Source organism: Planktothrix rubescens CCAP 1459/22, from assembly GCA_904830895.1.
GTDB classification, from domain to species: Bacteria; Cyanobacteriota; Cyanobacteriia; order Cyanobacteriales; family Microcoleaceae; genus Planktothrix; species Planktothrix agardhii.
Genome location: LR882958.1, coordinates 586640 through 601098, shown reverse-complemented (window position 1 = coordinate 601098; position 14459 = coordinate 586640). Strand labels below are relative to the sequence as shown.

Sequence of the window (14459 nt, the reverse complement as noted above, 5' to 3'; positions counted from 1 at the left end):
TTTTAGTAATATTCGTGGTTGTTGCGCTTAAGCGCATCTTAAATTTAATATTATATACCAACAAACCGGGTTTACATAAACCCGGTTTATTTCCAATTAACTTTGAGTTACAACTTCTTTTTCCTTAGCTAAGAATTGTTCCAATTCTGTTAACGCATCCGCATCCATTTTAGTTTGCATCGGACAGAATTTCGGCCCACACATAGAACAGAATTCAGCCGTTTTATAGATATCTGCTGGCAGGGTTTCGTCGTGATATTCCTTCGCCCGTTCTGGGTCTAAGGATAACTCAAATTGACGATTCCAGTCAAAGTTATAACGAGCTTTTGATAACTCATCATCACGGTCACGGGCGCCAATCCGATGACGGGCAATATCCGCAGCATGGGCGGCAATTTTATAGGCAATTAAGCCATTTCTGACGTCTTCTGCATTCGGTAAACCCAGATGTTCTTTAGGTGTCACATAACATAACATTGCGGTTCCGTGCCAACCGGCGATCGCGGCCCCAATTGCTGAGGTAATATGATCATAACCTGGGGCAATATCTGTTACTAACGGCCCCAAAACATAGAAGGGAGCTTCAGAACAATCCTCCATCTGTTTTTTAACATTAAACTCAATTTGATCCATAGGAACGTGCCCAGGGCCTTCTACCATCACCTGGACATCATGTTCCCAGGCGCGACGGGTTAGTTTTCCGAGAGTTTTCAGTTCGGCCAGTTGAGCATCATCAGACGCATCATGGGTACAACCAGGGCGCAAAGAATCCCCTAAACTAAAGGAAACGTCGTATTTTTTGAAGATTTCAATAATATCATCAAAGTGAGTATAAAGGGGATTTTGTTTGTGATGATGCAACATCCAACGGGCAATAATTCCGCCCCCACGGGAGACAATTCCGGTAATTCGACTTCTAACTAAGGGCAGATATTCGATTAACAAACCCGCATGAATCGTCATATAATCCACACCCTGTTGGGCGTGTTTTTCAATAATATGCAGAAAATCATCGGGGGTGAGATTTTCAATTGTGCCGTGAACACTTTCCAAAGCTTGATAAATTGGAACTGTGCCAATGGGAACAGGAGAAGCGTTAATAATAGCGGTACGAATGGTATCTAAATTACCGCCTCCGGTGGATAAATCCATCACCGTATCAGCGCCATATTTTACGGCTAAATTGAGTTTAGCAACTTCTTCATCTAAATTAGAAGAATTAGGAGAAGCGCCAATATTAGCATTAACCTTACATTTAGAAGCAATCCCAATTGCCATCGGTTCTAAATTAGTATGATTAATATTAGCAGGAATAATCATCCGTCCCCGTGCCACTTCTTCCCGAATCAACTCAACAGGTAAATTTTCCCGTTGAGCAACATAGTTCATTTCTTCGGTAATCACGCCTTGACGGGCGTAGTGCATTTGAGAAACGTTGCTCTGTCCACGCCGTTTGGCGACCCATTCTGTCCGCATTTTGATTTTCCTCGTATTAATAGCTTCCCTCCGCCGGTACTAGCCGGACTCAGGTTCCAAGGGTGTCTTTTCTCAGCCTGAACTTAGCAGGCACCCCTAGCTTATTAATTGAAAATGGTATCACAGTTTTTGTTAATTGGCTATAAATTAATCAAATCCTTAGAAATATCGGAAAAATTTGGGCGTAATTATACTTATCGAATCAAATGCTAATATAATGATTATTCCATCGTCTGTTAATCACAATGACCGTTGAAATCACTTATCCTCATATTGAAAAAAATCACGGACAACCCGCGCGTTTACAAAGAATTCCCCGCGTCCGTGTTGCCCAAATTGCTATGGACTATCTGAGTTATGGATGGTCAGTTGAAGAAATGTGTCGTCAGCATCCCTATTTAAAATTATCAGAAGCTCATGCAGCGATGGGATATTATTTTGATCATGTCGATGAAATTGATCAAGAAATTCGCGCTGAATGGGAACAATTTCAACAAGAAAAAGCGTTGATTTCTCCTTCTCCATTTTTTATCAAATTGAGAGCAAAAGGGGTATTATAAGTGGCAATTAAGCTCTATATGGATGTTCATATTCCCCAAGCTATTACTGAACAACTTCGCCGTCGAAATATAGATGTACTAACAGCTATTGAAGATGGTTCTGCCGAATTACCTGATTATCAACTTTTAGAACGAACAAATCTTCTGGGACGGGTGCTTTTTACCCAAGATATCCGCTTTAAGGCAATGGCAGAAGATTGGCAACGTCAAGGCAAAACATTTGCGGGATTAATATTCGGACATCAGCTTGGTGGTACAGTAGGTCAATTTGTTAAAGATTTAGAATTAATTGCCCTTGCTTCTAAATCTGAAGATTGGATAAATACAGTTGAGTATTTACCCTTTTAAAAATGGGTTTGGTGCGTGCACGGAGCTTACGCACCCTACTTAAAGTTTCTAATATTATCCATTACGGTTTTATACGCATCCTCATTACCTTGTTGTCGATACAGTTGCGCCGCTGTTTCCCAGTCTCCCCTCGCTTTTCGTTTATCTCCAACCATATACAAAGCAACACCCCGATTGTAGTAAGCAGCAGCATAATTAGGATCAATTTTAAGAGCTTTATCGTAATCAGATATCGCCCCTTGATAGTCTTTTAAATCATCGCGAGTATAACCCCGATTGTAGTAAGCAGCAGCATAATTAGGATCAATTTTAAGAGCCTTATCGTAATCAGATATCGCCCCTTGATAGTCTTTTAAATTACGGCGAGCAATACCCCGACCTGTGTAAGCAAGAGCATAATTAGGATCAATTTTAAGAGCCTTATCGTAATCAGATATCGCCCCTTGATAGTCTTTTAAATTACGGCGAGCAATACCCCGACCTGTGTAAGCAAGAGCATTATTAGGATCAATTTTAAGAGCCTTATCGTAATCAGATATCGCTCCTTGATAGTCTTTTAAATCAATGCGAACATTACCCCGACCTATGTAAGCCATAGCAAAATTAGGATCAATTTTAAGAGCCTTATCGTAATCGGATATCGCCCCTTGATAGTCTTTTAATTTATCGCGAGCAGCACCCCGATTGTTGTAAGCAAGAGCATAATTAGGATCAATTTTAAGAGCTTTATCGTAATCGGATATCGCCCCTTGATAGTCTTTTAAATTATAGCGAGTAAGACCCCGACCTGCGTAAGCAATAGCAAAATTAGGAGCAATTTTAAGAGCCTTATCGTAATCAGATATCGCCCCTTGATAGTCTTTTAATTTATAGCGAACAACACCCCGATTGAAGTAAGCAATAGCAAAATTAGGATCAATTTTAAGAGCTTTATCATAATCGGATATCGCCCCTTGATAGTCTTTTAAATTATCGCGAACAAGACCCCGAGAAACATAAGCATTTGCGTTATCAGAATTAACGTTGATAACCTTATTAAAATCATCAAGAGCAGCGCGATAATTGCCTTGACTAAAATTAGCAGCACCTCTAGCATAGTAATCATCAGCCGTGCTAGGATTATTCAGGTTAGCAACTCGGCTCTTGGCCGTATTATTAACCGTAACCGTTGTATTTCCTTGACGGATTTGGGGTTTAAGGGCGATAAAAGTATTAATCGGAATCGCATAATTAATCCCCGTTTTGACGACGGTAAATTGTCCAGTAGGTTGACCATTACTATCATAAATCAGACTCGCTTCTTGCCCCCCCAGTCCATGAATTCCAATCACTCGCCCCTCACTATCAAATACAGGGCCACCACTCATCCCAGCCCATGTCAAGGCGCTATAATTGATGGTGTAGCCGCCGGGTTTGCGTTGGGGTAAACTGGTAATTGCCCCTTGGGTAAATTGGGGTTCTCGTTCCACTCCGAAACGTCCACCTAACCCGGGAAATCCATAAACCCAGATAAATGTTCCCTCGATAAGTTGATTAGAGTCGCCTAAAATAGCGGCGGAATAGTTATCAGAAGTGGTAAAGGTTAGAATTGCTAAATCCGGGCTACTCTCGTTAGTTTGGAAGGGTTGGACAAAGTTAGCGGTATAGGTTTTGCGTTGAGAGGTGGTAATATTATAGGATCGGTTAGTATTGCAATTGTTAACAAAAGTTTTAGGTTCACAAACGACATGATGATTGGTTAAAACCGTGTAGGTATTGCCATCTTTAGCAATAATTACCCCGGTTCCGCCACCGTTATCACTATTAATTTGGACGGTAACGGGAACAGCAATTTGGTAAACTTCCTCACCAGTTTTAGCATAAACCGCCACGCTTTGACTAATAACAATAGCCGCAACGGTAGCGCTTCCGGTTAACAGATGGGCGAGTGAATCAAAACCTCTGGTCAGTGCCATAATTATTAATCCGTGATGGTCGAATCCTTGATTAAGGATCATTATAACTCAACCGTTCAAGAATTGCATTAGTATTTTCACTGAATATTGATTTTCTTAATATTTCCCCTAACCCGTAGGATAATTTAATTCTAAAACATCTTCATAAATTTCTGATACCTGACAAGTGAAATTAATACTTTCTAATTGTATCTGCTCATTTTGTTGATAGGTAAACAATACCCAACGCCCCTCTTGATTTCGTCTAAAACATTCAACGTTAATTTTATTTTGACTAATTAAAACATATTCTTGTAGGGTTTCAATCTGTCGATAATCAGCAAATTTATCCCCCCGATTAAATGCTTCCGTTGATGGAGATAATACCTCAATAATTAAGCTGGGATATTGTTTAAAATAACCATTATTTCGGTCGCGGGAGTCGCAAGTTACCATAACATCAGGATAATAATAACTATCGGCGGTTTTAATATGAACTTTCATATTACTGATATAAGCTCGGCATCCTGTGCCTCGAACTTTATTTTTAATTAAAGCAAATAAGTTTCCTGCAATAGTTTCATGGGCATCACTTCCTCCAACCATTGCATAGACTTCTCCCCGAATATATTCATGGCGAATAGGGCTAATTTTTTCGCCTTCGAGATAATCTTCATGAGAAATTTTATAATCAGAAGGATTGACAATCATAATTATAGCGGGGAATAGGGAACAGGGAAACAGAAGTCCATTATAACTCGATACTAATTAATTGATCAATATTACCTTTTTATCGCTTTATTACTGTTCTTTGATCAATATTAAAATAAATTAAAAAGGATTGGGATAACCGTAAATAGCATAGGTATTACGCCCTTGCATTTTAGCTTCATAAAGTGCTTGATCAGCCTGAATAATTAAAGATGTAGGTGATGTATTTGGTTCGGGATATTGAGAGGAAATACCAAAACTTAACGTGGTTTTTTTATAGATAGAAAAATTATTGTGTAGGTGGTGAAGTTGTTCCACTTCAAGCTGTATATTTTTAGTTACTTGGATTGCACCTTCTAAGGAAGTTTCGGGGAGAATAATCACAAATTCCTCCCCACCATAACGAAAAACCGCATCCCCAGGACGTTTGAGTGCCCGATTAATCCCATGAGCAACTTGTTTAAGACAAATATCTCCAGCCGGATGACCATAGGTATCATTATAGATTTTAAAATAATCTAAATCACAAAGAATTAAGGAAATACATTGTTTATTTCTCGCCATCTGTCGCCAAATTCGAGGCAACTGTTCATCAAAATAACGACGGTTTCCTAACTCTGTAAGACCATCAATAAATGCTAATTTTTCTAGTTTTAAATTAGCTGCTTTTAAAGATTCTTCTGTTTGAATCCGTTGCTCAACTTCTGATTGAAGCTGATAATTTTTTTCAAATAGTGTCCGATTTTGGTGTTCTAATTGATTATAAAGATTTCTAATCATCAGTTGAGTTTTAACTCTAATAATAACTTCTTCTGGTTGGAATGGTTTTTTGATATAGTCTACAGCCCCTTCTGAAAAAGCTCTAACAATATCTTCGGCTTGATCATGAATACTCATTATTAAAATTGGAATAGCATGGGTGCGGGGGTTGGCTTTAATCTGACGGCAGAGGTCATAACCATTAATATCAGGAAGTTGAATATCTAATAAGATTAAATCAGGGACTTGAACTTCAATGGTAGCCAGTGCGAGTTGACCATTAATTGCTTTTCTCACCCGATATCCTTGTTCGACTAAAATCGCGGTTAAAACTCGTAAATTATCGAGGTAATCATCAACAACTAATATATCAGAGGGATTTAGGTGGTTTTGCTCGTTATTCATTGCTTGGAGGATTAAATCTGATGAGTTAAATCAATAATTAGATCGAATCTAAAATTTAGTACCCATTCTTTTATTACTTGGCTCAAATCTAAAAATTCTCCCGGAATTTGATCAATTAATTGTAAAACCAAATCATCACTACATTGGGTGGCAGCAGAATTTAATTTTTGAATTAATGGACGGGGTAACATCAAAATCTGAGTTCTTAATTCAGAACTGACTGAAGATATTATTTGGGGCAATATATAACTTGAATCTGGTTCTTGATATACATATTCTACCCCTAAATGTTCTTTAATTTTTTGTAACAAAACTTCTTCTTTAAATGGCTTACTAATCCAATCATTGCATCCAGAAACTGAAATAGATTGCCGATCTTGCTCAAATACCGAGGCAGTAATGGCTAAAATCGGAATAGAATGTTGCTGTTCTTGACTCCGAATTTGACGAGCCGTAGCAAAGCCATCCAAAATCGGTAACTGCATATCTAAACAAATTAAATCCGGTTGCCAACTTTGCCAAAGGTCTAATGCCTCTTGACCATCCCTGGCTTCTTGTACCTCAAAACCAATTCTAGTTAATATTTTAACTAATAATGAGCGATGATCCGCATCGTCATCTACAATTAAAATCCGAACTGAATTTTGATCGGGAGCTAGATAGATAATTTGTTGCTGATTTTGACTAGGAGAGAAGCTGGTTTCCCTATCTATTCTTGCTTGAATTTCAAAGGTAAAGGTTGAGCCTTGTTCTCGGATAGAATTTACCTGAATATCCCCTCCCATTAATTGGATAAAACTACGACTAATGGGCAGTCCTAAGCCTGTTCCCTGACCTGATTGACGACCCACTTCTGTTTGGGTAAAAGCCTCAAATAATAAGGGCAATTCTTCGGGAGAAATACCGGCTCCTGTATCTTCAATTTCAAATTTAATATTGATTTTTCGATGATCTTGCATTTCTTCTAATCCAGTGCTCAAGTTCAAAGTAGAAAATTCGTTAATATCCTGACTACTTTGTTCGTCTTTTGATGGCGGTTTAAATCCAGCACTCACTCGCAATTTTACCCAACCTGTTTCCGTAAATTTAATCGCATTTCCCAATAAATTAGCTAGGATTTGACGGAGCTTCCTTTCATCTGTAATAATATATTGAGGAACGATATTAGAAATATGAAATTGAAATAATAAGCCTTTACTTTCGGCTTTTAATCGCAACATATCCTTAATATTATCTATTAATAATAACAAATCAAATCGAGTTTCTATGAGAGTTGTTTTTCCCGCTTCGATTTTAGAAAGTTCTAAAACATCATTAATTAAATCCAGTAAATGTTCTCCACTGCGATTAATAATTTCAATGTGCTTTCGCTGTTCTGTCAATAAAGAACTATCCTTTTTCATAATTTGAGCAAAACCTAAAATCGCATTCAAAGGAGTCCGCAATTCATGGCTCATATTAGCTAAGAATTCACTCTTAGCAGTATTGGCTGACTCGGCTGACTTTTTGGCAATTTTTAATTCTTCTGTTTGCTCTTGAATCTTTGTAAAAAGTTGGGCTTGGTGAACAGCAACCCCTAATTGGCTGGCAATTTGTACCACCATTGAAATTTCTTTGTGATGCCATTTGCGAAAATCCGAACTTTGATAGACTCCTAACAGACCCCAAAGTTTATTTGCACAAGAAATAGCAACGGTTAAATAAGATTTGACTTGAAATCTCTCTAAAAAATCAATATAACAAGGACTAAATTGAGCTTGATAAATATTTTCAACACAGCGATAATTTACCCCCCGGCGGTAAACCCCCCCTTGGGTTTCTTGTAAATAAGTATCTTCAAGAGGAATTTCAGAAATTTCTGTTAAGGATTCAAACACACAATCGGAATTTAAAATCGCCGTTTGAGTCATCACCGGATCATGATATTGAGCTTTAATTAAAGGTATCCAACCTGTTTCTACTGACTCAGCAACAACTTTTCCACTCCAGTCAGGATTAAACTGATAAATCACCACCCGATCGCAATGTAACACCTTCCTTAATTCCACCGTAGTAGATTTAAAGATTTTATTCAAGTTGAGGGTTTGGCGCATTCGTTGAATCACACGGGCACTGGTTTTTCCTCGTTTAATGCTTTGTTGCAGGGCCGTTTCAACTCGTCGCCGCTCTTGAATTTCTCTTTCTAATTGAGCTTTTTGTTCCTGTAACTGTTTTTGTTGCTCAACAATGGTTAACTGATTTTTCACCCGAACTATAACATCTTCAATCTCAAAGGGTTTAGTAATATAGTCCACCCCTCCCACTTCAAAACCCTTAACTTTATTATTAATTTCAGCTAAAGCAGTAATAAAAATTACAGGAATGTCCCGGGTTTGGGAACAAGCCTTTAATTGTTGGCACAATTCATAACCATTCAAACCCGGCATCATCACGTCTAGTAAAATCAGTTCTGGAGGATCATGATTGATTTGTTCTAAGGCAGATTCTCCATCTAAAGCTCTATCGACGTCATACCCGGCATCCGTCAAAACATGATAGAGCAGTTCCAGATTTTCTGGAAGATCATCAACAATTAAAATTTTTGAAGCCGAGGCATCCTTAGCACTGTTCAACATATTCTGTCCTTTGGGCAATCAATGGCATCCCATAGACGCATTAATCAAAAAAAATCCACCGCCATCCCTGGGGTGGAGTTTCAAACGTTCCATCCTGATATGGCACGGTTTTGATGGTCTTCTTTTGAGCCAAAGCGTCCTAAAATAGAATACTCGTTCAACAAAAACCCATCTTCAATTATTATCCGTAAAGTTGTAATCGAGGGTTTGACACAGAGCCAAACCCTCGATACCTCTAAACTTGAGCAGCTTTGGATGAACTCAAAACCTCAGTATTCGCCTGAGTAGATTTACCGTTACTTTCTGCATCTCCGTGGCGAGGTTGAATCACGCCGTAACCACGGTGATGAGAACGCTTGTATATCACATTAATTTCTTCCGTCTCCGCATTGCGGAACATATAAAAATCATGATCAATAAATTGAAGCTGTTCTAAAGCTTCATCAACGGTGATTAGAGGCATCGCAAAATATTTTGTGCGAATCACCTCTGGGGGTAGTTCAGGAGAACGATCCCCAATCAAATCTTCAACCACCGGATTCTCAATAACGACTTCACCGGTTTTAAGTAGATTGGGACTCTTATCCTGACGTTTTTCTTTGTACTTCCGCAGTTGGCGAGCAATTTTGTCGGCGACTAGATCAATGCTGGCGTAAAGAGTTTCACTACTTTCTTGAGCGCGAATCACAGTTCCGTTGGCATAAATTGTCACTTCTGCGGTTTGTTTTGGATTTATCCGAGGGTTCCGAGCAACAGATAAATGTACATCCACTTCCGTCGTCAATTGTTCAAAATGACTGACAGCTTTTGTGATCTTCTGATCTACATATTCGCGAATTGCAGTCGTAACTTCTAAATTTTTACCCTGGATAACAAGCTCCATAAAGCTCCCTCCCGCTCATAATGTGGGCATATTCCCACCTTAACACTAACCTGATACCAAACTTCACCCATTGCAATTTTTTTTGCTCTTGTGACAATTCTTGACTTTTCCGGGGTTAAGTTTAGTCGAAAATCACTTGATTTTTTTTCTGATCTCTTGTACGTTTTTCCTTTTCTCCTAGAAGTTGAATTAAGTATTCCTACTCACTATATTAGCATTAAATCTGTTACCCTATCTGCTATTGACTTCTTTTTTTAACGGTTATTGTGGCTGTCCCCTGTCAAATTTATTACTTTGGATCGGTTCCCTATACAACGGCCTGGAATTGGCAGCAATCCTTGGTTCAAGACCGCAAGCTGAACCCCGATCTTGATGATGTATTGATCCTATTGGAACATCCTCCTGTTTATACCTTGGGACAGGGGGCTGATTTACGGTTTCTGAAGTTCGATCCCGACAAGTCTCCGGTGGAACTGCATCGGGTGGAACGGGGCGGGGAAGTAACCTACCATTGTCCAGGGCAGCTAGTCGGCTATCCGATTTTAAATCTACAACGCCACACCCCTGATTTACATTGGTATTTGAGGCAGTTAGAACAGGTATTAATTCAAGTTCTAGGCAGCTATGAACTCCCCGCAGAAAGGATTCCGGGGTTAACAGGAGTTTGGATTGATCAAACCAAGGTGGGGGCTGTAGGCATCAAAGTCAGTCGTTGGATTACGATGCACGGTTTTTCCCTTAATGTCTGCCCTGACTTGCAGGGTTTTGAAGCAATTGTTCCCTGTGGGATTGCCCATCGACCCGTTGGTAGTTTAGCTCAATTTATTCCTGGGATTACTTTAGAACAAGTCCGTTCTCAAGTGGCAGAAACCTTTGCTCAAGTCTTTGGACTAGAGTTGATTTCTCCCCAATTAAAATTAACAATTACTTAACAATTCTGTTAAGCCAGCGATCAGGAAGCCAAAGCTATTCAAGAGTTAAATTGGGCTGAATGGATGGAGCGCATCCATCCCAAGAAGAACAGAAATCTTCTTAGTCTCAGTCAGTTGTGAAGAATTACCAAAGCGTGGGATTAATTGTGGTCTAAATTTGTGCTATAGTGAATATCGCTCTGCATGGGGAGTAAATGGCACAAACTAAGCCGTATCAGAAATTTTTTTCTACCATGCTTCGATTTGGGCGGATATTCTTCGTTATTGCCATTTGAGGTTGTTTCAAGCCCTGATTTCTCAATGGTACTACGGTCAAAGATCAAAGATATATGGGTGTGGACGTTCACAGTGTCCCGTTCCTATCCGCTTAATCAGGGCAGCTTGTTAAACCCATCTATAATTTTAACTGGGAGAATATGGAATGAGCCAAGTCGTTCTCGGTGAAACTGAGCAATTAGAGTCTGCTTTACGTCGCTTTAAACGAAAAGTTTCACAAGCTGGCATTTTTGCCGATCTGAAAAAAAATCGTCACTTTGAAACCCCCGGACAAAAACGCAAGCGTAAAGAGGTAGCTCGCCATAAAGAACGCCGTCGCCTTCGCAACCGCAGACAACAATTTCAAAATAGTGAACCCTAAAGGGAAAAATGGACATTTGCCATGAGCATTTAGTCGGCACTTGTCCGCGACGTAGTATGAACGAGGAGGTGCGTATTTTGCCTCGTTCACCACTAACGGTTTACTGTAACTGTTCCTTATCCTTTCCTTAACCGATTAATTTTTTCGGTGGCGCTAGGCTAGACTCTCGACTCAAAACAGGGTTATCCTGCCAGGAGAATATTTCTGGGGGGAGAGTTTGCCAAAGTTGCTCAATATGCTGGGCTGGCATGGTCAAATATAGGATATCCCCAGGTTGTAGCAGAAAATTCAACAGTTCCCAACTATGAATAGTTTGATAGGCAGTTTCAACATATAAAGGAACAAAATCAGCTTTTCTAGCAACCTCTTGCACTCGCTTTCCGCAAAAGGGGTGATTGTGGGTAATTGAAGTTCCTAAAGCCACCCACAAACTATCCGCCGTAATTCCACTCCCTAAAATCCGCCCCCCCAGTGCTGCGGCGGCAAAAGCTGGAGCCGCTATTTCCGTTGTATTTAAGACCGCTTCAAAATCAAAAATCTGTTGCACCATCAAGGCAAAATGGGAATCATGGGTGCGAGTAATTACCCGTAAATTGGGTGCTAATCCCCTAGCACTTAAAACAATTTCTAAATTTCCAGTATCATCATTGGTAACGGCTAATAATGCTTCTGCAGCTTCAATATTAACACTTTTGAGGGTGTTGGCTAAACTCGCATCTCCTTCAAAAATGGGAATTTTTAACCCCTTGGCGGTACTGAGAAAACGACTATTGGGATCTCGTTCAATTACTACTACTTCATAACCTCGCTGATATAAATGTTGGGCAATATTTAATCCTAATTCTCCTAATCCACAAATAATATAGTGATTGCGTTCGGGAACTCTGGTCGCATCCAGATAATCTTTCAAACGAGTTCCTAAAATAAAATCATTTAATAGGGCATAACTAATTCCAACAACTCCGGTGCCAATTAACATCATGACCACCGTAAAAATTTTAATCGTGTCGGGGGAATGTTCAACAACTTGTTCATTTCCTCCGGCTCCGGTAATCATCCCTACGGAAAAATAGAGAGAATCCACGAAAGAATAACTAGGATCGACAAAAACATAAGTTAAAGCTGCTCCCAATATTGTTAGACATAAAATCGAACTTACAATTAAGGCAGACTTAGCATATTGTTTAAACTTTTGTAATCCTCGTTTGAATTTAAGAAATCGATATTTAAGATTCTTTTGAATTTGATAGGTTTTGGGTTTAATGGCTATAATTAAGCGATCGCCCACCTCCAATTTTTGATCAGCCATCACCCCAGAGACTAAATCAATTTTATCTTTAAACGGCAAATAATAAATTAACATTCGACTGGGATCAGCCCATAAATCCCTCAAACTATGTCCTAACCAGGAATGATCTTCATCGATCAATTCTTCATGAATCGGCCAAGTTTGATTAAATAATTCTAGTTGTCCAATTGCCCGATTTCCTAAAGCCGCAAACGCAAATACAGGGGCAGCCAGAGCCGAAACGCTCATGGTACTATGATCTGGTAAAGTTTGATTCAGGCGGGTTCCTAAATTAGTATTAAATAAACGATTAATAATCCGAATTTGAGGATTTAAAATTCGGGCTTGCATTAAAATCGCTAAATTTGTCGCTTCATCATTTCCAGCCAAAATCAAAGCATTGGCTGTTTTTACCCCGGCGGCCAATAAAGTCGAAGCGGAGCGTAAATTCCCCACTACCACATCAGACCCTTCTTGGGGGATGGGTTTGTCGCTGATACCCACGACAATAGCTCCTTGTTGCTTCAGGAGTCTAAAAATCTGATATCCCGTCCGACCTAAACTACAAACAATAATTCGAGGTTTCATAGGTATTACAATCCATAAAAGCGATCATCCCACTAAAGTTCTTGATCCGATAGCCACCTAACGAAATTATCAACGGTCTGATTCTCCCAAAACTGTATCTAAAAACACGGACTCCTACCAGAAAAGCGATTTTAGAATTCATCATCGGTAAAAACCGGGGGCCATAATTCATTAATGGGTAATTCCCAACCCAGAAAGAGTTCTGGCAGGGTTAAAATATCTCCATTACCGAGTATAACGGGTTCCTCTGTAGAGCGATAAACCGTAACTATTAACTCATCAGGATCAATCAGAATCCCAACTTGTGCCCCTAATTCTAAGAATTTATTGATTTTCTTTTTTAAAGGATTGATGCGATCGCTTTGGGATTTAATTTCTACAACTAAATCAGGGACTAATTCAGCAAAATAACGCACACTTTGTCTAAGACGGGATGCACGAACAAAAGAAACATCAGGAGCTTTGAGGTTAGTATCAGGGAGGATAAAACCCCCAGCAGAGTCAAAGACACGGCCTAAACGACGGGGGTAAACCCAATTAGCCAGCAAACGGCTGAAAATCACGCCAATTTCACTCGATATAATATCCGATGGCCCCATAATTTCAATCTTCCCCTCGACTAATTCTAACTGATAATCTAAACCGCCTTCGGAGAGATTTTTTTGGACTTGCTCTAAATCTTTTATTGTCATCAGAGACATAAAAATAATCTCCTATTGTATTTTTGATTGGATTTTCATTATAACAAAAAAAGCGATCGCTATCCCCACAATAATTAATAATTTATAGTCCAGTTAAAGCATCGGTATTCGGGTCAGGTAAAGGCTGTTGAACATCAAGATTAGACCAGGATTTTGACTGCGGAGAAGGACGTTGAACCGATAAACGAGTAGTTTGTTCTAACCGTCCTTGATCCTGTAATTTAACCAATTCTTCTTGATAAATTCCCATTAACCGGGCTAAACTTTCAGCAATTTGATCCCAACTTTCATCACTGACAATCTTATCGGCAATCCCTTGAAATAGATCTCCTTGTTTGCTTTTCTTGACAAATTCCTTCAACCGTTTCCCCGATTTTTGCAAAACCGCTTGGTAAACTTCCCCATTTGACCACCAGAGGCCAGGTTGAGTTAATAACCAAGTCAGGATATATTCTTGGGCGTGTTGTTCCTTAACCCAAGTGGCGAGATACTGTAATTCTTCCATTGGTTTTGATCAAACTGCACTAAATTATTGATCCGGCAAATCTTTAAAAAAATCTGACTTAAATTATACACCCAGTAAAATCAACGCTAATCTAATAAGATTACCTAAAAATTTTGG

13 protein-coding genes and 1 riboswitch are annotated in these 14459 nt (G+C 39.3%); of the genes, 4 read left to right on the top strand and 9 right to left on the bottom strand.

Annotated elements, in window-relative coordinates:
* Positions 1-96: 96 nt before the first annotated feature.
* Positions 97-1476 (bottom strand): phosphomethylpyrimidine synthase, encoded by a 1380-nt coding sequence (gene thiC / locus NMG86_RS02895; protein WP_026796968.1) that lies wholly within the window; start codon positions 1474-1476, stop codon positions 97-99.
* Positions 1477-1484: 8 nt separating this feature from the next.
* Positions 1485-1584: riboswitch (TPP riboswitch) on the bottom strand.
* A gap of 137 nt (positions 1585-1721) precedes the next feature.
* Between thiC and NMG86_RS02890 the strand changes: the two genes are divergently transcribed.
* Both NMG86_RS02890 and NMG86_RS02885 read left to right on the top strand, forming a co-directional pair.
* Entirely contained in the window at positions 1722-2036 is a 315-nt protein-coding gene (locus NMG86_RS02890; protein ID WP_026796967.1) for a DUF433 domain-containing protein, read from the top strand.
* Complete coding sequence (locus tag NMG86_RS02885; RefSeq protein ID WP_026796966.1) at positions 2037-2384, top strand: DUF5615 family PIN-like protein; 348 nt, start codon at positions 2037-2039, stop codon at positions 2382-2384.
* A 35-nt stretch (positions 2385-2419) separates the two neighbouring features.
* On the opposite strand, the gene NMG86_RS02880 is transcribed toward NMG86_RS02885, so the two are convergent.
* The 5 genes from NMG86_RS02880 to hpf form a co-directional block, all read right to left on the bottom strand.
* Positions 2420-4339, bottom strand: a complete 1920-nt coding sequence (locus NMG86_RS02880) for a serine protease (RefSeq protein WP_026796965.1) — start codon at positions 4337-4339, stop codon at positions 2420-2422.
* A gap of 108 nt (positions 4340-4447) precedes the next feature.
* Positions 4448-5029 carry a Uma2 family endonuclease gene (locus NMG86_RS02875; protein ID WP_026796964.1) on the bottom strand — a complete coding sequence of 194 codons (582 nt, stop codon included), beginning with the start codon at positions 5027-5029 and terminating at the stop codon, positions 4448-4450.
* Positions 5030-5149: 120 nt separating this feature from the next.
* Positions 5150-6193 (bottom strand): GGDEF domain-containing response regulator, encoded by a 1044-nt coding sequence (locus NMG86_RS02870; protein WP_043938875.1) that lies wholly within the window; start codon positions 6191-6193, stop codon positions 5150-5152.
* Positions 6194-6204: 11 nt separating this feature from the next.
* Entirely contained in the window at positions 6205-8808 is a 2604-nt protein-coding gene (locus NMG86_RS02865; protein ID WP_043938876.1) for a response regulator, read from the bottom strand.
* A 235-nt stretch (positions 8809-9043) separates the two neighbouring features.
* Positions 9044-9691: a ribosome hibernation-promoting factor, HPF/YfiA family gene (hpf, locus tag NMG86_RS02860; protein ID WP_026788587.1), complete on the bottom strand. Its 648-nt coding sequence runs from the start codon at positions 9689-9691 to the stop codon at positions 9044-9046.
* Between the two features lie 263 nt (positions 9692-9954).
* On the opposite strand from hpf, the gene lipB reads away from it, so the two are divergent.
* The gene (gene lipB, locus NMG86_RS02855; protein ID WP_026788586.1) at positions 9955-10623 is read left to right on the top strand and encodes a lipoyl(octanoyl) transferase LipB; all 669 of its coding nucleotides are present in this window, start codon (positions 9955-9957) and stop codon (positions 10621-10623) included.
* Positions 10624-11044: 421 nt separating this feature from the next.
* Positions 11045-11260, top strand: coding sequence for a 30S ribosomal protein S21 (rpsU, locus tag NMG86_RS02850; RefSeq protein WP_026788585.1), 216 nt, complete (start codon positions 11045-11047; stop codon positions 11258-11260).
* Between the two features lie 127 nt (positions 11261-11387).
* Here rpsU and NMG86_RS02845 read toward each other — a convergent pair whose 3' ends face one another.
* The 3 genes from NMG86_RS02845 to NMG86_RS02835 all read right to left on the bottom strand — a co-directional run bounded on the left by NMG86_RS02845 (position 11388) and on the right by NMG86_RS02835 (position 14342).
* Positions 11388-13136 (bottom strand): potassium channel family protein, encoded by a 1749-nt coding sequence (locus NMG86_RS02845; RefSeq protein WP_071783070.1) that lies wholly within the window; start codon positions 13134-13136, stop codon positions 11388-11390.
* 131 nt (positions 13137-13267) lie between these two features.
* Positions 13268-13837: a Uma2 family endonuclease gene (locus NMG86_RS02840; protein ID WP_026788584.1), complete on the bottom strand. Its 570-nt coding sequence runs from the start codon at positions 13835-13837 to the stop codon at positions 13268-13270.
* Positions 13838-13919: 82 nt separating this feature from the next.
* Entirely contained in the window at positions 13920-14342 is a 423-nt protein-coding gene (locus NMG86_RS02835) for a hypothetical protein (RefSeq protein ID WP_026788583.1), read from the bottom strand.
* Positions 14343-14459: the final 117 nt, after the last annotated feature.

Bases quoted from the DNA above. Each gene is read 5' to 3' on its own strand.
- thiC (WP_026796968.1), bottom strand. From the start codon at position 1,476: ATGCGGACAGAATGGGTCGCCAAACGGCGTGGACAGAGCAACGTTTCT.
- NMG86_RS02890 (WP_026796967.1), top strand. From the start codon at position 1,722: ATGACCGTTGAAATCACTTATCCTCATATTGAAAAAAATCACGGACAA.
- NMG86_RS02880 (WP_026796965.1), bottom strand. From the start codon at position 4,339: ATGGCACTGACCAGAGGTTTTGATTCACTCGCCCATCTGTTAACCGGA.
- NMG86_RS02875 (WP_026796964.1), bottom strand. From the start codon at position 5,029: ATGATTGTCAATCCTTCTGATTATAAAATTTCTCATGAAGATTATCTC.
- NMG86_RS02870 (WP_043938875.1), bottom strand. From the start codon at position 6,193: ATGAATAACGAGCAAAACCACCTAAATCCCTCTGATATATTAGTTGTT.
- NMG86_RS02865 (WP_043938876.1), bottom strand. From the start codon at position 8,808: ATGTTGAACAGTGCTAAGGATGCCTCGGCTTCAAAAATTTTAATTGTT.
- hpf (WP_026788587.1), bottom strand. From the start codon at position 9,691: ATGGAGCTTGTTATCCAGGGTAAAAATTTAGAAGTTACGACTGCAATT.
- rpsU (WP_026788585.1), top strand. From the start codon at position 11,045: ATGAGCCAAGTCGTTCTCGGTGAAACTGAGCAATTAGAGTCTGCTTTA.
- NMG86_RS02845 (WP_071783070.1), bottom strand. From the start codon at position 13,136: ATGAAACCTCGAATTATTGTTTGTAGTTTAGGTCGGACGGGATATCAG.
- NMG86_RS02840 (WP_026788584.1), bottom strand. From the start codon at position 13,837: ATGTCTCTGATGACAATAAAAGATTTAGAGCAAGTCCAAAAAAATCTC.
- NMG86_RS02835 (WP_026788583.1), bottom strand. From the start codon at position 14,342: ATGGAAGAATTACAGTATCTCGCCACTTGGGTTAAGGAACAACACGCC.